At 64.8% G+C, this 21,357-nt stretch carries 19 protein-coding genes; 13 read left to right on the forward strand and 6 right to left on the reverse strand.

Annotated features, from left to right (window positions below):
- Positions 1 to 2: 2 nt before the first annotated feature.
- From AB8841_RS25660 to AB8841_RS25670, 3 genes are read right to left on the reverse strand one after another with little or no spacing between them, the layout of a single operon-like run.
- Entirely contained in the window at positions 3 to 599 is a 597-nt protein-coding gene (locus AB8841_RS25660) for a DUF2585 domain-containing protein (RefSeq protein ID WP_370438585.1), read from the reverse strand.
- Position 600: 1 nt separating this feature from the next.
- Positions 601 to 1,788 (reverse strand): FAD-binding protein, encoded by a 1,188-nt coding sequence (locus AB8841_RS25665; RefSeq protein WP_370438586.1) that lies wholly within the window; start codon positions 1,786 to 1,788, stop codon positions 601 to 603.
- On the reverse strand, positions 1,785 to 3,218 hold the full coding sequence (locus AB8841_RS25670) for an FAD-linked oxidase C-terminal domain-containing protein (protein WP_370438587.1): 1,434 nt from the start codon (positions 3,216 to 3,218) through the stop codon (positions 1,785 to 1,787). The genes AB8841_RS25665 and AB8841_RS25670 overlap by 4 nt, the downstream gene beginning before the upstream one ends.
- A 136-nt stretch (positions 3,219 to 3,354) precedes the next feature.
- Between AB8841_RS25670 and AB8841_RS25675 the strand changes: the two genes are divergently transcribed.
- The 7 genes from AB8841_RS25675 (at position 3,355) to bfr (ending at position 8,350) form a co-directional block, all read left to right on the forward strand.
- Positions 3,355 to 3,744, forward strand: a complete 390-nt coding sequence (locus tag AB8841_RS25675) for a cytochrome c family protein (protein WP_370438588.1) — start codon at positions 3,355 to 3,357, stop codon at positions 3,742 to 3,744.
- Positions 3,741 to 4,535 (forward strand): (Fe-S)-binding protein, encoded by a 795-nt coding sequence (locus AB8841_RS25680; protein WP_370438589.1) that lies wholly within the window; start codon positions 3,741 to 3,743, stop codon positions 4,533 to 4,535. The genes AB8841_RS25675 and AB8841_RS25680 overlap by 4 nt, the downstream gene beginning before the upstream one ends.
- An 8-nt stretch (positions 4,536 to 4,543) precedes the next feature.
- Positions 4,544 to 5,977, forward strand: coding sequence for a LutB/LldF family L-lactate oxidation iron-sulfur protein (locus AB8841_RS25685; protein ID WP_370438590.1), 1,434 nt, complete (start codon positions 4,544 to 4,546; stop codon positions 5,975 to 5,977).
- On the forward strand, positions 5,974 to 6,645 hold the full coding sequence (locus AB8841_RS25690) for a lactate utilization protein C (protein ID WP_370438591.1): 672 nt from the start codon (positions 5,974 to 5,976) through the stop codon (positions 6,643 to 6,645). Before AB8841_RS25685 ends, AB8841_RS25690 begins: the two co-directional genes overlap by 4 nt.
- 63 nt (positions 6,646 to 6,708) lie before the next feature.
- Complete coding sequence (locus tag AB8841_RS25695; protein ID WP_370438592.1) at positions 6,709 to 7,293, forward strand: putative glycolipid-binding domain-containing protein; 585 nt, start codon at positions 6,709 to 6,711, stop codon at positions 7,291 to 7,293.
- Positions 7,294 to 7,525: 232 nt separating this feature from the next.
- On the forward strand, positions 7,526 to 7,783 hold the full coding sequence (locus AB8841_RS25700; RefSeq protein ID WP_370438593.1) for a bacterioferritin-associated ferredoxin: 258 nt from the start codon (positions 7,526 to 7,528) through the stop codon (positions 7,781 to 7,783).
- A gap of 81 nt (positions 7,784 to 7,864) precedes the next feature.
- Complete coding sequence (bfr, locus tag AB8841_RS25705; RefSeq protein ID WP_370438594.1) at positions 7,865 to 8,350, forward strand: bacterioferritin; 486 nt, start codon at positions 7,865 to 7,867, stop codon at positions 8,348 to 8,350.
- Between the two features lie 200 nt (positions 8,351 to 8,550).
- Here bfr and AB8841_RS25710 read toward each other — a convergent pair whose 3' ends face one another.
- Positions 8,551 to 11,274, reverse strand: coding sequence for a GNAT family N-acetyltransferase (locus tag AB8841_RS25710; RefSeq protein WP_370438595.1), 2,724 nt, complete (start codon positions 11,272 to 11,274; stop codon positions 8,551 to 8,553).
- 254 nt (positions 11,275 to 11,528) lie between these two features.
- Positions 11,529 to 14,261 (reverse strand): PAS domain S-box protein, encoded by a 2,733-nt coding sequence (locus tag AB8841_RS25715; protein ID WP_370438596.1) that lies wholly within the window; start codon positions 14,259 to 14,261, stop codon positions 11,529 to 11,531.
- A gap of 198 nt (positions 14,262 to 14,459) precedes the next feature.
- Here AB8841_RS25715 and AB8841_RS25720 point away from each other — a divergent pair, with 198 nt between their 5' ends.
- The 5 genes from AB8841_RS25720 to AB8841_RS25740 all read left to right on the forward strand — a co-directional run bounded on the left by AB8841_RS25720 (position 14,460) and on the right by AB8841_RS25740 (position 20,045).
- Entirely contained in the window at positions 14,460 to 14,840 is a 381-nt protein-coding gene (locus AB8841_RS25720) for a phasin (protein WP_370438597.1), read from the forward strand.
- A 33-nt stretch (positions 14,841 to 14,873) separates the two neighbouring features.
- Positions 14,874 to 15,368, forward strand: coding sequence for a phasin family protein (locus AB8841_RS25725; RefSeq protein WP_370438598.1), 495 nt, complete (start codon positions 14,874 to 14,876; stop codon positions 15,366 to 15,368).
- A 43-nt stretch (positions 15,369 to 15,411) separates the two neighbouring features.
- A complete protein-coding gene (locus AB8841_RS25730) occupies positions 15,412 to 15,870 on the forward strand; it encodes an NUDIX hydrolase (protein ID WP_370438599.1) in 459 nt (152 codons plus the stop codon).
- 466 nt (positions 15,871 to 16,336) lie between these two features.
- Complete coding sequence (locus AB8841_RS25735; RefSeq protein ID WP_370438600.1) at positions 16,337 to 17,041, forward strand: outer membrane protein; 705 nt, start codon at positions 16,337 to 16,339, stop codon at positions 17,039 to 17,041.
- Between the two features lie 565 nt (positions 17,042 to 17,606).
- The gene (locus tag AB8841_RS25740) at positions 17,607 to 20,045 is read left to right on the forward strand and encodes an EAL domain-containing protein (RefSeq protein ID WP_370438601.1); all 2,439 of its coding nucleotides are present in this window, start codon (positions 17,607 to 17,609) and stop codon (positions 20,043 to 20,045) included.
- Between the two features lie 191 nt (positions 20,046 to 20,236).
- On the opposite strand, the gene AB8841_RS25745 is transcribed toward AB8841_RS25740, so the two are convergent.
- Positions 20,237 to 20,455 (reverse strand): hypothetical protein, encoded by a 219-nt coding sequence (locus tag AB8841_RS25745; protein WP_370438602.1) that lies wholly within the window; start codon positions 20,453 to 20,455, stop codon positions 20,237 to 20,239.
- A gap of 543 nt (positions 20,456 to 20,998) precedes the next feature.
- Between AB8841_RS25745 and AB8841_RS25750 the strand changes: the two genes are divergently transcribed.
- Positions 20,999 to 21,265 carry a hypothetical protein gene (locus AB8841_RS25750; protein WP_370438603.1) on the forward strand — a complete coding sequence of 89 codons (267 nt, stop codon included), beginning with the start codon at positions 20,999 to 21,001 and terminating at the stop codon, positions 21,263 to 21,265.
- The last annotated feature ends 92 nt before the right edge of the window (positions 21,266 to 21,357 follow it).

Consider the following 21,357-nt stretch of genomic DNA (forward strand, 5'->3'; position numbering starts at 1 on the left):
TCTCAAATCGCCGATTGCCACCGGTTGATGGCCTCGACCGGGTAGATCAGCATGATGATATTCAGGGCGAGATTGTCCCGGATCCAGTATCCGACGAACAGCTCCATCAGGACGGCTGCGGCGACCGTCAGCCAGACCGGAAAGGTTCGGGCCAGGAAGAATCCGAGGGCCATGAAGGATATGTCCGACAGCGAATTGATGACGCTGTCGCCGTAATAGTCGAGAGCGATATTCGTCGCACGGTAGCGGTCGATCACCATGTTGGTGTTCTCGACGATCTCCCACGCCGCCTCCAGCCCGAGCGCGAGGAGAAACGCCACCCCGAGCGGCAGCCGCTTTCCGCGCAGGCGACCGATGAGCCACGTTCCGAAATAGAACAGGAAGCCGTGGATGACATGCGAGGGCGTGTACCAATCCGTGAGGTGCTGAGAGTTGCCGGAATCGCGCACGACCCCGTGCCAGAGCTCCACGTATCCGCATTTGCAGATCGGCGTGCGGCCCATCGCGAGGAGGATCGCGGCGGTCACCGCGACGAGCCCGACGGCCAGAGCGGCAACGGCGGCGGGCCTCGAGGGACTCTTCGGAGCGGCGACAGCCATCTCAGACGCCTGCATACATCCGCCCCGGATTGAGAATCCCCGCCGGATCGAAGGAGGCCTTGATGCCTTTCGTGAGCGTCATCACAGTCTCGTTCTGCGGCTCGAACACATCGACGGCCGAGCGCGTCTCGGCCGGGGCGCGCACGAGAGTCGCATGGCCGCCGAGAGCGCGCGTCGCCTCCCGCAGGACAAAAGCGCCCGCATCGTCGTTGACGGGCGTCGAGATCCAGATGAGGCCGCCGCCCCAATCGTAGAACCATTGCGCATCCATCGACTGCGCGATGCGCTTCGTGAATTCAGGCCCCTTCGCGGGCGCCGTCGAGACACGCCAGATCGCGCGGTCCGCGCCATCGGTCAGCACGGTGGCGTCGCGCAGGGACTGCCAGACGGCCTCGGCCCCCCGGCCCTCCAGGATGTCCGTGGAGCCGCCGAAGCGCTTGAGCAGACGGCGCAGCTCGCCGAGGCGGTAATCGACCGAGACGGAAAAGCCCTCGAGCCGGATCAGCGTGCCCGCCCCCTGCCTGTCGCGGGCCGGGATATGCGCCGCGCCCGTCACGTCGAAGGGCGATCCGAGCGCCGCCGAGAGCGCCTCCACGGCCTGCGCGTCCTTGAGGCCGCGCAGCACCAGCGTCGCCATGCGCTCCTGTTTGGGGAGCACCTTGAAGGTCACCTCCGTGAGAAAGCCCAGCGTGCCCCAGGAGCCGGCCATGAGCTTGACGAGATCGAGGCCGGTGACGTTCTTCATCACGCGGCCGCCCGATTTCACCACCTCGCCGCGCCCGTTGACGAAGCGCACGCCGATGAGGCTGTCGCGGGCCGCTCCCGCCATGATGCGGCGCGGGCCCGAGATGTTCATGGCTGCGACCGCGCCGATGGTGGGCTCCGCCTTCGTGCCGAGCAGAGGACGGTAATCCATCGGCTCGAAGGGCAGCTCCTGTCCCTTTTCGGCCAGCATTCGCGTCACCTCGGAGACGGGCGTGCCGCTCTTCGCGGAGATGACCATTTCGGCGGGCTCATAGAGCGTGATGCCGGTCATCGCACCCGACGAGATCGAAGAATCCGTCTGATTGGGACGGCCCATCTCGGCTTTCGTGCTCTGGCCGGAGAGGCTGAGCAGAATGCCCTTTTCGGAAGCGCCTCGGATGATCGCGGAGGCGTCCTGCTCGTCACGGGGGAGATGGGTGGTCACGCAGCGAGCCTTCCTTCCAGAGGAAACACTTTGGCGGGATTGAGCAGCCAGCGCGGATCGAACACGCCGCGCACGCGCATCTGCTGGGCGAGATCGATCTCGTTGAACTGGCAGGTCATGAGGTCGCGCTTCTCGATGCCGACGCCGTGCTCGCCGGTGAGGCAGCCGCCGACTTCGACGCAGAGCCTGAGAATGTCCTCGCCCGCCTTCTCGGCCTTTTCCATCTCGCCCGGCACATTCGTGTTGAACATGACGAGCGGATGCAGATTGCCGTCGCCCGCGTGGAACACGTTGGCGACGCCGAGGCCGTAGGATTTGGCGATTTCGTCGATGCGCCGGAGCACATAGGGCAGCTGGCCCGTGGGGATCGTGCCGTCCATGCAGATGTAATCGGCCACGCGGCCCGTCGCCCCGAAGGCCGACTTGCGGCCCTTCCAGATCGCGGCGCTTTCGGCCTCCGATTGCGAGACCTTGATGGTCTTCGGCCTGAAGGGTTCCGCGATCGCGACGATGCGCCGGAGCATGTCGTCGATCTCCTGATCGGAGCCCTCGACCTCCACGATGAGCATGGCCTCCACGTCGAGCGGATAGCCCGCGTGAGCGAAGGCCTCGCAGATCTGGATGGCGGGTTTGTCCATGTATTCCAGCGCCACCGGAATGATGCCGGCGCCGATGATCGCGGCCACGCAGGCGCCAGCATCCTCCACCGACCCGAAGCCGAACAGCGCAGGACGCGCGCCCTCCGCGGCGCGAAGGATGCGCACGACGGCCTCGGTGACGACGCCGAGCTGCCCCTCCGAGCCGCAGATCAGGCCGAGCAGATCGTAGCCGGGGCTGTCGAGATGCTCGCCGCCGATCTCCACCACCGTGCCATCGAGCATCACCATGGTGACGCCGAGCAGGTTGTTGGTGGTCACACCGTATTTGAGGCAATGCGCCCCGCCGGAATTCATGGCGATGTTGCCGGCAATCGTGCAGGCCAGCTGACTCGACGGGTCGGGAGCGTAGAAGAATCCCTCGTAGGCGACGGCCTGGCTGATGCCGAGATTGGTGATGCCGGATTGCACCCTTGCCGTCCGGCCCTCGAAATCGACGTCGATCACGCGGTTCATCTTGGCGACACCGAGCACGATGGCGTCAGGTTGAGGGATCGCGCCGCCGCACAGCGAGGTTCCCGCCCCGCGCGGCACCACCTTCACGCCATGCTCGTGGCAGAAGCGCATGACGGCGGACACCTCCTCCGTCGAGGACGGCAGCACCACGGCGAGCGGCATCTGGCGATAGGCGGTCAGGCCGTCGGTCTCGAAGGCCCGGCGCTCGTCCTCCGACACGATGAGGGCCTCCGACGCGACAAGGCGCCCCAATCCCTCGATGATCTCCTTGCGACGAGCCAGAATCGCTTCGTCCGGCTTGGGAAATGCGATGGTCATGACACCCTCCTTGGCGTTGTCAGGCTGCTGTCACGGCATAGCTGCCCTTCTCCACAAGGTAGCTGGCCTTGAGGGATTTTTCCAATAATGTAGAGCTCCTCTAAGGTGGGACATCGGTCCAGAAAAGGAGTTTTTGATGCGTTCCTTGGTTCTCTCAGCCGCCATCCTGCTCGCCGGCCTCGCTCAGGCCCAGGCGCAGGACGCCGCCGCCGGCGAAAAGGTTTTCGCCCAGTGCCGCGCCTGTCACCAGATCGGGCCGAACGCCAAGAACGCCGTCGGTCCCGAGCTGAACGGCGTCATCGGTCGGCACTCCGGATCGGTCGAAGGTTATAACTATTCGCCGGCCAACAAGAACTCGGGCCTGACCTGGGACGAGGCGACGTTCCGCGAATACATCCAGAATCCCAGGGCGAAGGTCCCCGGCACCAAGATGATCTATGCGGGTCTCAAGGACGAGCAGAAGATCAACGATCTCGTCGCCTATCTGAAGCAGTTCGACGCGCAGGGGCAAAAGGTCACGCAATGAGCGTCCTGCCCTCCAGCCGGTCCGGGAAACCCCGGGTCGGCCTTTTCGTGACCTGCCTCGTCGACCTGATGCGCCCCTCCGTGGGCTTTGCCGCCGTGAAGCTCCTGGAGGACGCGGGCTGCACCGTCGAAGTGCCCGCTCAGACCTGCTGCGGCCAACCCGCCTACAACTCGGGCGATCGGGGCACCACCCGGGACCTGGCCATGCGGATCATCGAGACCTTTCAGGCTTTCGACTACGTGGTCGCTCCCTCGGGATCCTGCGCCGGGATGATCCGGAAACATTATCCCGAACTGTTCGAGGAAGACCCGAACTGGCGTACGAAGGCCAACGCGCTGGCGGCCAAGACCCATGAGCTGACGAGCTTTCTCGTGGACGTCCTCGGCGTCACGCAGGTCGACGCGTCCCATCATGGCGCCGTGACCTATCACGATTCCTGCTCCGGCCTTCGGGAACTCGGTGTGAAGACCCAGCCGCGCATGCTCCTATCCAGCGTCAGGGGGCTGACCCTCGTCGAGATGGAAGACAGCGACGTGTGCTGCGGCTTCGGAGGCACCTTCGCGGTCAAATACAGCGACATCTCCGGCGCCATCGTCGACGCCAAGGCCAGGAACGTGGAAGAGACCCATGCGCCGACCCTGCTCGCAGGGGATCTCGGCTGCCTCATGAACATGGCGGGCAAGCTCAGCCGGGACGGCAAGCCGGTCCAGGTGCGGCACGTGGCCGAAGTCCTCGCCGGCATGACGGACGAACCGGCCATCGGCCTCGCCAAGGATGCGGCGCTCAAGTAATATCAGCCATGAACGTTCAAACCACGTCCCCCCAGTTCAAGCAGAACGCAGCCCGGGCGCTGCACGATGCCCAGCTCCAGAAAGCGCTGGGCAACGTGAAGCAGGGCTTCATCGACAAGCGCCAGGCCGCCGCCGACAAACTCCCCGAATTCGAGGCCCTGCGCGATTCCGCCCGCGACATCAAGAACCACACGCTCGCGCATCTCGACCTTTATCTCGAGGCCTACGAGACGAAGGTGAAGTCGTCCGGCGGCCATGTGCATTTCGCCCGCAACGCGGACGAAGCGCGCGACATCATCTTGAGAATCTGCCGCGACGCGGGCGCGAAGACGGTCACCAAGGGCAAGTCGATGATCTCCGAGGAAATCGGGATCAATCACTACCTGGAAGCCAACGGCATCAGGCCCGTCGAGACCGATTTGGGCGAGTACATCATCCAGCTGCGCAACGAGCTGCCGAGCCACATCATCGCTCCTGCCGTGCACCTCAACGCCACCCAGGTGGAGCAGGATTTCCGCCGCGTCCACACTCATCTCGACGCCGAGCGCGACCTCTCCGAGCCCGTGCAGCTGCTGACCGAAGCGCGCGCCGTGCTGCGCGAGCGCTTCCTTTCGGCGGATGTCGGGATCACGGGAGCGAACTTCCTGGTGGCGGAGACCGGCACGTCGATCATCGTCACCAACGAAGGAAACGGCGATCTCACGCAGATCCTGCCGAAGACGCATGTCGTTCTCGCGTCCATCGAGAAACTGGTGCCGACGCTGGAAGACGCGAGCCAGCTGCTGCGCGTTCTCGCACGCTCGGCCACGGGCCAGGAGATGTCTGTCTACACCACGTTCTCGACGGGCCCTCGCCGCCCCGGCGATGCGGACGGCCCCGAGAACTATCACGTGGTGCTCATCGACAACGGGCGCTCTTCCATGCTCGGCACGAGCTTCGAGGAGATGCTGCGCTGCATCCGCTGCGGCGCCTGCATGAACCATTGCCCGGTCTATCATGCGGTCGGCGGGCATGCCTATGGCTGGGTTTATCCCGGTCCCATGGGCGCGGTCCTCACCCCGTCGCTCATCGGGGTCGACAAGGCGGGCCACCTGCCCAACGCCTCCACCTTCTGCGGACGCTGCGAGAGCGTGTGCCCCGTGCGCATTCCGCTGCCCAAGCTCATGCGCCACTGGCGCGAGCGGGAATTCGAGCGGCATCTTTCGCCCGCCTCCGTGCGCTCGGGCCTGAGCCTCTGGGGCTTCTTCGCGAGGCGCCCCGCCCTCTACCGCCTCGCGACGCGCGCCGCCATGGCGATGCTCGGCCTCGCGGGACGCCAGCGCGGCCGCTTCTCCTGGCTCCCGCTCGCGAAGGGCTGGACGAAGTACCGTGATTTCCCGGCGCCCCAGGGCGAGACGTTCCAGGCGCGCTGGAAGCGTGAGCGCAAAGGACGAACCGCATGAGCGCCCGTGACGAGATTTTCGCCGGTATCCGCCGCTCCCTGGGCGTGAACGGCAACGAGACGATCCGCAGGCAGATCGTCCAGGATCGGCTGGAACGGTCGCCGAAGGGCGTGATTCCCGCCCGAGGGCAGGTCTCCGGCGAGGAGCGCATCGCGCTGTTCAAGACGATGGCCGAGGCCTCCCTCGCCACCGTGACGGAAGTCGCCTCTCCCGCGGAGGTGCCGCAATCCATCGCGCTGTTTCTGCGCGGTCACAATCTCCCGGCGACCCTGCGCATGGGCGAGGATCCGCGCCTGAAGGCGATGCCCTGGGGGGACACGACGCTGGAGATCTCGCACGGCCCGAGCCAGGGCGGCGATCTCAACGCCGTCAGCCATGCCTTCGGCGGCGTGGCCGAAACCGGGACGCTCGCCCTCATCTCGGGGCCGGAGAACCCCTCCACGCTCAATTTCCTGCCGGACAACCACATCGTCGTGGTCTCGGCCAGGGACATCGCGAGCGACTATGAATCCGTGTGGAACCGGGTGCGTTTCTCCTTCGGCAAGGGCGGCATGCCGCGAACGGTGAACTGGATCACCGGCCCGTCCCGCTCCGGCGACATCGAGCAGACCTTGCTGCTCGGCGCCCACGGTCCCCGTCGGGTGCATGTGGTGGTGGTGCGGGAATAAAAAGGCGGACTCGCCAAGGCTGCGCGGGCGCGTATTCTTGTCCTGCGCAGCTTGGAGGCCGCCATGTCGCCCCACCCCATGTCGTCCCGCCCCCTGATCTTCCGTACGCTTCGCTGGTCCGCCTGGGACGGGAGCGACGCGGGCCTCGAACACACCGATATCCGCCCGGCCGATGGCGGTCTTACGATCTCCGGCGTCGTGACCGGCCGGGAGGACGGCACGACATTCGCCCTGCACTACCGGCTGAGGGTGGATTCCGCCTGGCGGACCAAAACGGTCCATCTCCAGACCACCTCCGGTCGCACCCTGGACCTGGAGAGCAACGGGCAAGGCAGCTGGACCGAGAACGGCAAGCCCCGGCCCGAGCTTCAGGGCTGCATCGACGTCGACATCCAGGCCACGCCCCTGACCAACACCCTGCCGATCCGCCGGCTTGAATGGGCGGCCGGACAGAGCACCGAGATCTGCCTCTGCTATATCGCCGTTCCGGAACTGAGCGTGTCGGCCCGCACCCAGCGCTATACCGCCCTTAAGCCCGGCTCACTCTACCGCTTCGAGAGCCTGGAGAGCGGTTTCACCGCCGATCTGCCAGTCGATGAGGACGGATTCGTACGGGATTATCCTGGCTTGTTTCGGCGCCTGGACTGACCGACTTTCGGCCAGCGCATCGTGCGAAACAGTAGCCCCGGTTTTTCGCGAGAACGATGCGCTCCTCTAAGAAAGGAGCATCGGATTCGATCCCAAAAGTGGATTCCACTTTTGGGTCCGATGCTCCAGCGTGACAACTCGGCGCGCCCCTGAGCCCTGGCGTCCGGCCGAGATTTCGGCTAAGTGTTTGAAATCACAGATAGTTTTTAATAGTTCTAAACTAGAAAAACAAATGATCGTCTGCTCCTGCAACATTCTCTCCGACGGCGATGTGAAAGCCTGCATGAAGCCCGGGCCCGATTGCCCGCGTTCTCCTGCACAGGTCTATCGATGCCTTGGCTGCAGCCCCAATTGCGGACGCTGCGCCCGAACGATCCGTGACATCATGGACAAGGCGCTCGCCGAGGCGGGAGCCGCTCCGATCGCCGCCTGCCAGCGGGGCTGCTGCCCTGCCGCGCCCGAAAAAGTGGCCGCCGAACCCCACCTTTGAACAATGAGAGTTTCACCCTAGTTCATAAATCATCTAAGAAGAGCCCGGCCCTGCCGGGCGCTGTTTTGATGAGAGGGTAGGATGAAGGGTGATCCTAAGGTTATCGAGTATCTCAATCGCGGCCTGCGCAGCGAGCTGACGGCGGTCAATCAGTATTGGCTGCATTACCGGCTCCTGGACGACTGGGGCTACAAGGAACTCGCCAAGACCTGGCGCAAGGAATCCATCGAGGAGATGCACCACGCGGATCGCTTCATCGAACGCATCATCTTCCTCGAAGGCTTCGCCAATCTTCAGGTGCTCGATCCGCTCCGCATCGGCCAGAACATCCAGGAAATTCTCGAATCCGACCTCGCGGCCGAGTACGACGCCCGCAATCTCTACGGGGAGGCGGCCGCCTATTGCGACAGCATCGGCGACCGGGTGTCCAAGAACCTCTTCGAAGAACTGATGGCCGACGAGGAAGGCCATATCGACTTCCTCGAGACCCAGCTCACCCTCGTCGAACAGGTCGGCGTCGAGCTCTACGCCCAGAAGCATATCGGCGGCCTCAAGGACGACCACTGAGACCAGCCTCGCAAGAACACCGGCCTCGCAAGACCATTGACAAAGGGCGGTGACGTGCCGAGGCACGTCACCGCCCTTTTTCGCAGGGGCTGCGGACCGGCCTTGCGCATCGCGCGGCCTGCCGGGTCCGCACGATTCTCACTCCTGGAACAGCGCATCGTTGGCTGCGAAAAACCGGAGCCACTTTTGCGCACGATGCGCTAAGGAGCATCCGCCAGCTTCCCGGGCTCCTCGATGGACGCGATGGGAAGCGTCACGAGGCGCAGCTCCGGGTCGTCGGGATCGGCCCGCACGGAAAAGCCGAGGTTGCGGCACATGTCGAGCATCGTGCTGTTCTCGCGCAGGACCTGTCCCTCGACCTCGCGAAGTCCCTCCGCCTTCGCCCATTCGATCATCTGGCGCATGAGAATCCACCCGAGGCCCATCCCCTTGAGATCGGAGCGCAGGAGAATGCCGTACTCGCCCGTTTCATGGTTTGCGTCCGCATGCACGCGCACGGCGCCCATCATCTCGCCGGTCGCTTCATCGAAGGCCACGAACGCGATGGCGCGGGCGTAGTCGAGCTGTGTCAGGCGCGCCAGGAAGGTGTGGCTGAAGTCGCGGACGGGCGCGAAGAATCGAAGGCGCAGATCCTCGGGCGTGATCTTCTCGAAGAAATGCTTGAACGCCTCCTCGTCCTCGGGCCTGACGGGACGCACGAAAGCCTTGCGTCCGTTGCGCAGGGTGACCATGCGCTCCCACTCCGTCGGATAGGGCCTGACGGCGAAGCGCGAATGGCCGCTCCCTTTCCTGACCTCCGGGGCAACGAGCACGCGGGCATCGACCGCGATGACACCCGTGTGATCGGCCAGCAGCGGATTGATGTCGAGCTCCCGCACCTCCGGCACGTCGGCGGCGAGCTGCGCGATCTTCACGAGAGTGAGCGCGATCGCGCGCTCGTCGGCGGCAGGCACGTCGCGATAGGCCTTGAGACGGCGCGCGACGCGGGTGTGGGCGATGAGATCGTCCGCGAGCTTCAGATCGAGCGGTGGCAGGGCCAGCGCCCTGTCGTTGATGACCTCCACGGCCGTTCCGCCGCGCCCGAACAGCACGACCGGGCCGAAGGCCGGATCGTCGGCGAGGCCCGCGATCAGCTCGCGCGCCTTGGCCCGGCGCACCATCGGCTGAACCATGACGCCGGTGATCGCCGCATCCGGCCGCAGGCGCGCGGCGCGCTCGAAGATATCGGCCGCCGCCTTGCACACCGATTCCTCCGTGGTGAGGTCGAGCTGCACGCCCCCGATATCGGACTTGTGCACGATATCGGGCGAGAGCACTTTCACCGCGACGCGACCGCCCTCGGCCAGGATGGGGCGCGCGGCTTCGACCGCCTCGTCGGGCGTCCTCGCCAGCATCACCGGAGCCGTGGGAATATCGTAGGCCCGGAGAAGCGCATCGACTTCGAGGGGATTGAGCCAGCGGCGGTTCTCCGCCAGCACCTGAGCGACGATCGCGCGCGCAGCCTCCGGGTCCGGGGAGAAATCATGCGGCAGGTTATCGGGTGTCTCCATCAGCTCCGTCTGCGCCTCGCGATAGCGCACGAGCTGAATGAAGCCTCGCACCGCGTCGGCCTCGGTCGCGTAATGAGGAATCCGCGCCGACTCGAAAACCCGCGCAGAATCCGGATCCTCGCCGATCCAGGCCGCGAAGACCGGCTTCTGCCGGTACCCCTTTGCGCGGTGGCGCCTGATGACCTCCGTCACGGCGCGCGCCACATCGGCCGCGCCCGCGACGGCTGTCGGCACGTTCAGGATGAGGACGGCGTCGTTCGCCGGATCGGCGAGCAGCGCTTCGAGCGCGCCGGAATAGCGGGCGGGATCCGCGTCGCCGATGATATCGACGGGGTTCGACTGCGACCATGTCGGCGGGAGGATGGCGTTCAACTGGGCAAACGTCTGGGGCGAAAGCTCGGCAAGCACCCCGCCCATGTCGATGAGACGGTCGGTCGCGAGAACGCCGACGCCGCCGCCGTTGGTGAGAAGCGCGAGGCGATTGCCGGGAAACGGCTTCTGCCGCCCGAGCGTCTCGGCCGCCGCGAAGAGCTGGTCGAGATCCAGCACCCGCAGCAGGCCGGCCCGGCGGAACGCGGCGTCGTAAACCGCATCGGAACCGGCCAGGGCGCCGGTATGGGTCGCGGCCGCCTTCGCCCCCTGCACATGGCGGCCCGCCTTGATCACCACGACGGGCTTGATGCGCGCCGCGGCGCGCGCCGCCGACATGAACTTCTTCGCGTTGTCGATGGACTCGATGTAGAGAAGGATCGCGCGCGTGCCCGCATCGGCGGAGAAGAAATCGAGGCAATCGCTGAAATCGACGTCCATCTTGTCGCCCAGGGACACGATGGCGGAAAAGCCGACCTGCCGCTTCGCAGCCCATTCCACCAGACCGACCGCCACGGCACCCGATTGCGAGATGAGGGCGAGATCCCCGGGCTTCGCGTCATGCGCGGCGAAGCTCGCGTTCATGCGCGCGCGCGGCGACAGAATGCCGATGCAATTCGGGCCCACGATGCGCAGGCCGTAGCGCCGCGCGGCGAGTCTCACCTGCTGCGACAGGGAATCCGCGCCGTAACCGAGACCGGTCGTCGCGATAATGGCGGCGGCGACCCCTCTCTTTCCTGCATCCTCGATCACGCCCAGCACGCTGTGGGGCGGCACTGCGACGACGACGAGGTCGGGCGTTTCGGGAAGCCTGGCGATGGAGGGATAGCAGGGCCTGCCCTCGACCTCGTCATGATGCGGGTTGACAGGATAGAGCGCGCCCGCGAACCCGCCCTGGATCAGGTTCCTCAGGAAGGTCAGCCCGAGAGAGCGGGGGCGCGGGCTCGCCCCGACGACAGCGATCGACCGGGGGGAGAACAGAGTGTCGAGGCGATAGGTGGACATGAGGCGATCCTTCGTCTCGCGGGAACCTTGGCGCATCGTGCGGGACCGGAGGTCCGCGCGCCGGTGCGATGCTCCGATGCGGCTCCCCGAACCTAGAGCATCGGACGCAAAAGTGGGTACCGGTTTTGCGTGAAAAGATGCTCAAAAACATAAACTTACAGCATCGGATGTAGGTTCGATTTCACGTCCGATACTGTAATGTCCGAGACCCAAGGGTCAAATGCGGTGGATCAATTCCGGCGACGGCGCAGAGGCTACTCCGCCAGCACCCGGGTCGGCGGGAAGATCACCTCCACGAGCGTGCCCTCCTTGGGACTGCTCGTGATCTGCATGGCGCCGCGATTGGCCTCGACGAGGGCCTTGGTGAGCGGAAGCCCGAGGCCCGTTCCACCGGGCCTGCGGGAGGTTGCGATCTGGCGGAACGGTTCGAGCGCCGCCTCGACCTCCTCCGGTGTCATGCCGATGCCCGTATCCCGCACACGGAACGCCACCTCGCCCCGGTCCGTCATGGCGGTCGAGACGATCACCTGCCCGCCCGCATCCGTGAATTTGATGGCATTGGACACGAGATTGAGTGCGATCTGGCGCATGGAGCGCTCGTCCGCCACCACCTGCGGAATCCTGGACGCGAAGCTCGTGCGCACGACGATCCGGTCCCGCATGGCCTGCGGCTGAAGCAGGGTCACGCAGCCCGACACGAGGTCGTTGAGATTGACGCCGGTAAACGACAGCTCGAGACGGCCCGCTTCGACCTTCGCCAGATCGAGCAGGTCGTTCACGAGACTGATCACATGCGATCCCGATGCGTGAACATCGCGCAGGTATTCTTTGTAGCGCTCGTTCCCGATCGGACCGAAGCGCTCCTCCAGCATCACCTCGGCAAAGCCGATGATCGCGTTGAGCGGCGTGCGGATTTCATGGCTGATCTTGGCGAGAAGATCGGATTTCTGAGCGCTCGCCTCCTCCGCCGCGCGCCTGGCGCCGACGAGCTCGCCCTCCGCCTTCTTGAAGGTGGTCATGTCGCGCAGCACGGCGCAGAACTTGCGGTCCGCGCCCTCTTCCGCAGCGGCCCCCACCTGCCCCATAGTCATGAAGAGCGGGATGGTGCCGCCCTGCCGCTCGCGGCCCAGCACTTCGCGACCGTCGTTCAGCAGGCTCGCAACTCCGGGCGAACGCAGGCCGTCGAGGTATTCGAGCGCTTCCTTGTGGCTTTCGGGCGCGAGCAGAACCGTGATCGCGCTGCCGGCGACCTCCCGCTGATGATAGCCGAACAGCGCCTCGGCCGAGCGGTTCAGGGTCAGGATCCGGCCGGTCTCGTCGAACAGGATGACGCCGTCGGTGGCCGTGTCGAGAATCGATTCCAGCTCCTGCACGCGGCTGTCCTGCGCGCCCGATGCCTGATCCCGTCCGAAGGACCTGCGGATGAGCATGAGTTGCGCCGGCCCGCCGTTCCACTCGCTCTCCGATCCCCGCACGGCGACCGCGATGGTCGCGCCGTCGCGCGTCGTGAGCGAGAGCCGCGTATCGTCCTCTGCGGACGGATTCAGGGCGGGAGAGCCGCGAAACAGCTGCACGAGACCGCCCTCGCCCATGATCTCGTCGGTCGTCGGATAACCGGTCAGATCGAGGAAGAAGCGGTTGGCGAACAGAATGGTCTCGTCGCGATGAACGATGATGCCGACCGGAAGACGGTCGAGAATCCTCTCGGAACTGTCGGAGGATCCGGAAGACCCTACCGGCGCGCTCTCGGCGAGGCCTGCGAGGTCGCTGGCAGCCTCTTCGCGCGGACTCGCCTCTTCGGGAGAGGCTAAGGTTTCGGAGCTCTTTTCCTCAAGTCGCGCCCCCAGGGCGCGGGCAATTTCGCGAAAGGCGCTGCGCTCTGCGGACGACAGGCTCGAGGTGGGCCCCGGACGCGCGGTTTCGCCGACGCCGCCCTGTTGCGGGCTCTCATCGGCCGGTGAGGATCGGCCGGCGGGCTTGGGGCCCGAGAGCGCTTCCGCCACCCGGTCGCGCAAGTGGGCGAACCAGTTCTCGTCCTCTCGGGGTGCGCCCTCCGTGACCTCCGGCTCTTCCGGTTGCGTCTCTTCGGGCGGAGGGAAAGGCAAGGCGGCATCCGTGAGATAGGTCTCGGCCTCGGCGCCAGGGTGGATCGCCGCGTCCCTCTCGCGCATCTCGCTCATGCGCAGCAGACCGAATCCGCGGAACCCGATGAGCTCGCGGCCGACTCCGAAGACCGGCATGCCGCCCAGATCGACCGGCACCTCCGTGGCCCGGTCGTCCATGGCCCAATAGACGGTCCGTGCGCTCCAGGTCTCACGGCGGGCGAAGCGACCGGAGATCTCACCTTCGGGATCGGACACGACCGTCGCGGCCAGGTCGTCCCATGTCCGTCCCACGATCGTCCCGGCCTGCCGGCCGACCGCTGCGGCGAGGGCCGGCGACACTTGGGTGAAACGTCCCTGGGCATCGGCCTGCCAGAGGAAACGGATGGAGCCGGGCGGCTTGCCCTGCGGCGCCGGGGCCTCCTCCGAAGCCGCGCTCGCAGGCCCGGAAACCGCACTCCGATCCTCCCGCGAAACGGCCGTCGCGTCCCGACGCTCGAAGCCGTGAGGGACCGGCCCCAACAGGGCCGTCACGAGGACTTCCTCCCCTGTCTCGAGAGCGGCCAGGCGGCAGGCGCACGGGATGGGTTGCCACGGGCGGATCGGATTGAGGCGAAGCCGCTCCAGGCGCGCTCCCCTGCGGGGAGCCGCCCCTCCGGCCAGGACCCTCAGGCGGTCACGGGCGCGAAGGTCGGAAACGAGCCTCCCGGCTCCGTCGGCAAAGGCTTCCCGCAGCCCTTCGGCGGCGGGCGAGGCCCAGAGAAGCCGTTCGACGGCACGGTCCCAGACGAGAACGGGCGCTCCGGGCCGGGTCATCAGGCCAAGATCCGGTTCGGCGGAAAGCCGTGCGACCAGCGCTTCGTATTGGTTGGGAGCCCCGTCCATGGTGGCCTCGATCCTACCCCTAAATAGAAGAACCTTATGGAAAAGGTTTTAGACGATTGTTGGCAAGGTGGCAGCAGGTCCGGGCTCTTGAATCCATTTACTTTCAGGTAACCTTAATACTTCAGGCCCGAAGACGGTTGATTTTGCACCGCACAATGTGATATTGCACTGCACAAATATCTGAAAGAGGAGCGATCCATGGCGACGAACCCGAACCAGCCTTACGAAATCCCCGCCGAAATGCGGGACTTCGCGGAAAAGAGCGTCGAGCAGGCCCGCAAGGCCATCGACGGCTTCATGAACGCGGCCCAGAAGACGGTCGACACCTTCGAAGGCTCGGCCAACACGGTCCAGGCCAGCGCGAAGGATGCCACCCGCAAGACCTTCACCTATGCCGAGCAGAACCTTTCGGCCGCGTTCGATCTCGCTCAGCGCATGGTGCGCGCCAAGGACATGCAGGAAGCCATGCAGATCCAGGCCGAGTTCGTGCGCACCCAGTTCGAGGCCATGCAGAGCCAGATGAAGGAATTCGGCTCGCTCGCCCAGTCGGCGATGAAGCAGCCGGGCTCGAAGAAGTAAGCGCCTTCTCAGAAATCTCGCGAGGACGTCCCGATGACGGAAACCAGGAAGACCAGGACCCGCACCGCCAAGAGCGCGCCGAAGGCCGATCTCATCGAGCTGGCCGCGAAGCCCGCTGCCGAAGCGACGGAGGCGATGCAGGCCCCGGAACCCGCGCCCGCCCCGAAGGCCTTCGTGTCCGCCGCAGAGCCGGAGAGCGAGCCCTTCGCCTTGTCCCTGCGCGATCAGGGCGAGGTCATCCGCCGGGCGATGCGCGAAACGGTCGCCGCCTCCGCCAAGGGTGCTCTCGAGGTGAACGAAAAGGTCATCGAGGCCCTGCAGATCCAGGGTCACGCGGCCATCGACCTGTGGCGCACGGCGCTCGACAATTCCCGCGGGCCGGAAGGCTTCAAGGCTCAGACCGGCGCTGCCCGGCAGGCCTTCGAGGCGGCCACCGCCCCGTGGAAGGACGTCGCCGAGGCAACGGCCCGCTGGATGGCCCGGAGCGTAGAGCCGCTGCAATCGGCCTTTCTGCGGCCGACCCGCTGATTGCCCGCTATCGGACGCCCGCCTCATGCCTTAAGGCTTGGCCATGACCGGCCAAGCCTTTCCTCATTCGCGCGTCCCCGTTCCGGCGGTCATCGCCGTCGTCGTTCACGAGGGACGCGCCCTTCTCGTGCGCAGAGCCAATCCGCCCGACGCGGGACGCTGGGGCTTCCCGGGCGGCAAGATCGATTTCGGCGAGACGGTCGCGGATGCCGCGATCCGGGAACTCCGGGAGGAGACCGGCATCGTCGGTGAGGCGCAGGAGGTCATCGCCACCCTGGACGTCCTGGTGCCCGGCGACGACGGGAGCATCCGCCAGCACTATGTCCTGATCGCCGTCCGGTGCCGCTGGCTTTCGGGCGCTCCCCTGGCCGGCGACGACGCGCTCGACGCGCGCTGGTTTTCTCTGTCCGAGCTCGATCCCGCAACGCTGCCCATGAGTGCGGACGTGGACGTGATCGCCCGGCAGGCCGAAGCCATGTCCCGACAGGTGGGTGGCCTCTGATCCTCCTCGCGCTTCGTGCGAAAAAGTGGTCCCGGTTTTTCGCAAGGACGATGCGCTCACCAAAGAAGGGGGCATCGGATTCAATCCCAAAAGTGGATTCCACTTTTCACGTCCGATGCTTCGGCGCATCGTGCGAAGAAGCGGCCCCGGTTTTTCGCAAGAACGATGCGCTCCTTCCGAGAAGGAGCATCGGACAAGAAAAAGCCCCGCCTTGGAAGCGGGGCGAAGTTTGTCTCTAAACTTTGGTTCGGCAAATTTAATCCGAGCGCCCTTGTGCAACGGGAACACCACGACAGCAACGACTCCAAGCTCTCATGGTTTATGAAAAGTAAAGATTCATAAATCATCAAGCATATTGCCAGCGAATACAGGCAATCATATTGCAGAGGTACCCCCTCCGGCTTATGACACCCGGGACAGGCAATTAATGCCTACCCTGCTTCGTGTTTGGAACGGAATGACAGTGATGCGTACCCTCTCTCTCAATCTCCTCGCCGCCGCAGCCGCCATCGGCATCGCGTCCAGCGCCCAGGCCGCCGACCTGCCGTCCCGCTACTCCCCGGCCCCTGCCTACAATGCCCTGCCGGTCTTCACCTGGAGCGGTTTTTACGCCGGCGTGAACCTCGGCTACGGCCGCAGCACGGGCGCCAGCCAGTACTATGACGAGGCCTTCAACGTCACCGGCGGCGGACGCAAGAGCGGCTTCCTGGGCGGTATCCAGGGCGGCTACAACTACCAGCTCGGCATGTTCGTGGTCGGCGCCGAAGCCGACCTTCAATACGCTGCCATCGGCGACAAGAGCGCAACCTATCGCGGCATCAATTACCGGGGCGAGGACGACGGCTACTTCGGCACGGTCCGCGCCCGTGCGGGTCTTGCCCTCGATCGCGCTCTCGTGTTCGGCACGCTCGGCTTCGCCTATGGCAACATCGGCGGCAACAAGGGCCTCGACGCGGCGCTCGGCTACCGCCGCGACAGCAGCGTGAGCGGCGGCTGGACCATGGGTGGCGGCGTCGAATATGCCGTGACGGACAATTTCACCGCGAAGGTCGAAGGCCTCTACGTGAACCTCGACACGAGCGACAGCTATGCTCTCGCCAACCGCATCAACATCCGCCGCGACACGGAATTCGGCGTGTTCCGCGCCGGCCTGAACTACAAGTTCAACTAGCGCATCGTGCGGACCCGGGGCGGCCCGCGCTCGTGAAAAGTGGACCTGGTTTTCGCTGACGCGGCCCTTCGGGTCACGAACGTGGCCCTTCGGATCCGCTCGAACGATGCGCTGTTCTACAGCATCGGACCCAAAAGTGGATTCCACTTTTCCGCACGATGCTCTAAGCGGACCGGATCGAATCGGCAGGAAGGGCCCGATGCGAGCATCGGGCCCTTCTCGTCTTTGCGCTCCGGGCGGGCGAACGGACGGGTCGCAAGGCAATAGGTTACACAAACACAATCACGCCTCTTTTAAGACTTGCCTCCCGTCCGAAGACGACGTCATAATTCGGCGCATCCACGACGATTGCTCATCCCGTCCGACCGGCGGATGAAGTCCGAGACAGAACCTGTGGCCGCCGGCGATCCGGCGGCTGGCAGACATTAAGAGTGCAGCTATGCGTTTTTGGGGCCAATCATGGCTGCGCCAGCGGTTCTCCGGCGGTCTCGCGCGATCCCGGACTCAAGATGAATCGCCGCTCCCCTCGCTCCGAATCTCGAGTTATGCCCGCTCCTTCGTGGAGATGACGACCGATTGCGTCTTCTTTCTCGACCGCAACTGGCGCTTCACGTTCTGCAATGCCCGCGCCGCGACGGAACTGGCGGCGAACGCCGATATCCTCGGCGCCTGCATCTGGGACAGATTCCCCCAACTCGTCGGCACGATCTTCGAGGACAACTATCGCCGCGCCGTGGCCGAACGCTCGACGCGGATCTTCGAAGCCTATTTCGAGGCGTTGTCCTCCTGGTACGAGGTTCACGCCACGCCTGTGGGGGACGATCTGATGGTCATCTTCCGCAACATCAACGATCGGCGCGCCGTGGCCGAGGCCTTCCAGGAGAGGGAGCAGCAACTCGCCACCGTCTTCGGCCAGACCATGGTGGGCATCCTGCACCGGGACCTGAACGAGCGGGTGCTGATGGTCAATCAGCGCTTCTGCGACATGGTGGGCCGCAGCGGGGAGGAACTGGACGGCCTCCCGATGAGCGCCTTCACGCATCCGGACGATGTCGCGTCGAACGCGGCCCAATTCCGGAAGCACCTCGAGAGCGCCACGCCCTTCCAGGTCGAAAAGCGCTATATGCGCCCCGACGGCACTGCGGTCTGGTGCGCGGTCAACGTGTCCTTCGTCCGCGACGACGCGGGAAAACCCGTTTCTTCCATTGCGGTCGCCGAAGACATCCACGCCCGCAAGACGGCGGAGGAGAAGGCGCACGAAAGCCAGCGTCAGCTGGCGAGCTTTATCGATAACCTGCCGGGGATCGTCTATCAGGGCGACATCGCCGCGCCGTGGCGCTTCACCTTGATCAGCGAAGGCGCCGAGACCCTGACCGAGTATACCGCGAGCGAATTCCTACAGGGAAAAGTCAGATGGGGAGAGATCGTCCATCCCGACGATCTCCAAACGGTCGAGGATGCGGTTCTCGCCAGCATCATGAGCCGGCAGGTCTTCGACATCGTCTACCGCATCAGGACCAAGTCGGGCGACATCCGCTGGATGGTCGATCGTGGCCGATGCATCTACAGCCCATCGGGAGAACCCCTATTCCTGGAAGGGATCATCAGCGACGTCACGAGCCAGAAGGAGGCCGAGGAGAAGATCCTCTGGGCGGCCCACCATGATCACCTGACGCGCCTGCCCAACCGCGCCCTTTTCCAGATCAGGCTGAGCAAGGCTCTCGAGCTGTCCGCCGGCCGCAACCGCAAGCTCGGTCTGGTGATCCTCGACGTGGATCATCTGAAGGAAATCAACGACACTCTCGGCCATGACGCGGGAGACGCCGTTCTGCAGGCGGTCGCCAACCGCCTCTGCGCCGCCGTGCGTCCCATCGACACCGTCGCCCGCAACGGCGGCGACGAGTTCGCCATCATCTTTCCCGAGATCGAGAGCGAGCAGGATATCAGGACCCTCATCGCGCCCATCCAGGAACAGTTGCAAAAGCCCCTTCCCTTTTCCGGGCGCACGCTCGATTGCCGCGCCAGCATCGGTGCCAGCATCTGGCCGGATCACGCCAAGGAATCCGCCGATCTTCTGAAGCAGGCGGATATTGCACTCTACACCGCCAAGGCCACAGGACGGGACAAGGTCATGGTCTTCGAACCCTCCATGCGCACCGAGGCGCAGCAGAAAGCCGAGATGCGCAACAACGCGCGCGGAGCCATCGATACGCGCAGTATCGAGCCGTTCTATCAGCCGAAGGTGCATCTGAGCTCCGGCGAGCTCGCGGGCTTCGAGGCCCTCCTCCGTTGGCGCAATCCGCGCGCCGGCATCGAACTGCCCGCAAGCATCCAGGCCGCCTTCGACGACCCCCATCTTGCCGTCGCGCTGAGCAAGCAGATGCACGACATGGTCTTCGACGACATGCGCCGCTGGCTGCAATCAGGCATTCCGTTCGGCCATGTCGCCATCAACGCATCCGCTGCCGAGTTCAGGGGCATGGATTTCGCCGAACGGATTCTCGAGCGCCTGCGGAGCGGAAATATTCCGAACCACTGCCTCGAGATCGAGGTGACCGAGACGGTCTTTCTCGGGCGAGGCGCGGAATTCATCGAAAAGACCCTGCGGACTCTCAGCGCCGAGGGTGTGAAGATCGCGCTCGACGATTTCGGAACGGGCTATGCCTCGCTCTCGCACCTCAAGCAGTTCCCGGTGGACATCATCAAGATCGACCGCTCCTTCGTGCACGATCTGGCCAGCAACCCCGATGATCCGGCCATTCTTCAGGCCGTCGTCAGTCTGGGCAAGAGCCTCGGGATCACGACTGTCGCGGAAGGCGTCGAAACGGCCGTTCAGGCCGCCTTTCTGCGCAGCCAGGGCTGCGATCTCGGCCAGGGATTTCTCTTCGGCATGGCAAGCCCCAGCAAGCTCATCCCCGACCTGGTGGCCGGCTGGAATGCGGGTGAGTTCAACCTTGCCGCATTGGACGATTATGTCCTGAAGGACAGGAAGCAGAGGCCCTAGAGCATCGGACGCAAAAGTGGGAACCGGTTTTGCGTGAAAAGATGCTCAAGACCATAGACTTATAGCGTCGGACGTGAATTCGATTTTACGCCCGATGCTGTAGGGTCCACACACAACGATGCGCTCTTCAGGAAGGAGAGCAGCAACCCCACGACGCAAGGCTGTCTCTCCCCGCTCGATGCGCGGGGCCGTCAGAAATCCGACGACCTTCGCCGGCCCGTGCGCTCTGCCTCGCTCTGCTTGAGCGCGAGCAATCGCCGGGCGGCCTTTCCCCCTGATTCCGAGGCATAGAGGCGGTCGTTCATCACTTCGATCTGCCACTGCTGAAACTCGAGCAGGGCCTTGAGGCCCCTGACATGCGCTCTCAGTTCGAGGGCATCCTGCAAAAGATTGGGACTGCAAGTTTTCATGAGACCACCCCCTGACGCTTTCGGGATGAATCGCGGGTGAACGCAATGATTGGAAAATGACCCGGCAGGGCCGGAGGCAAGGCGGACGAAGAACGAATTGCGCCAACCAGGGCACAGGTCCCGGTCGGCAGATACGAACCGGCGTCGATGCACGACTCGATGCCCGGATGGAATTACATTCGCGACATGCGCGCAAGGATCATGATGTCGCATGGCCAAGCTCATTTGGAATGGCGCGGCCTGAACTCCCCGATCCGCTTCAGCCTTCGCCGGTTACCCCGAAGTGCCCCCCGAAGCGAACCTGGAAGCGTGGCCGCGACGGTCGTTAGCCTGCCTGAAAGGATCGCGCGGTTAAGCTCGCGACGCCGGAAAGGCGCCCGTCCTCCTGCGACATCGACACCAGGAACGGCCCTGAACCGGAGACGTTGCCTCGGTGTGCGTTTCGGCACGGCGGCACGATCTTGAGCGTGGTTATTTTCCAGAGGTCAGGAGGACAAGTCGATGCGAGCCTTGGCGGTGACATCCCTGCTTGGCATCTTTGGAATGGCTTCACTCGGTGCCGCTGCGCACGCCGAGGAGGCGAACACGCGCGTTGCGGCCATGCCTTATTCGGATTGCCTTTCGATCATCACCGAAACAGCGCAGGAAACCGGCGAAGCTCCGGTTCAAACCGTCAGCAACGATGATGAGACGACGGTCCGGATCAATGCCTCCGACGGCTTCGTCACCGTGTCCTGCAGCCGCTCCGGCAGGATGGTGCTGACCAAGAGCCCCGTGCCTGCGGCAGCAGGCCAGACGGCCGCCCGCTGAGAACCGCGTCCGCGCGATTTCCACCAGGATCCGGAAAGCTCCTCTCTGAGTTGAGAAACATCGTTGCACACCTCGAAAGGGGGTGCAATTCT

Source organism: Microvirga sp. TS319, from assembly GCF_041276405.1.
In the GTDB taxonomy this organism is placed as follows: Bacteria; Pseudomonadota; Alphaproteobacteria; order Rhizobiales; family Beijerinckiaceae; genus Microvirga.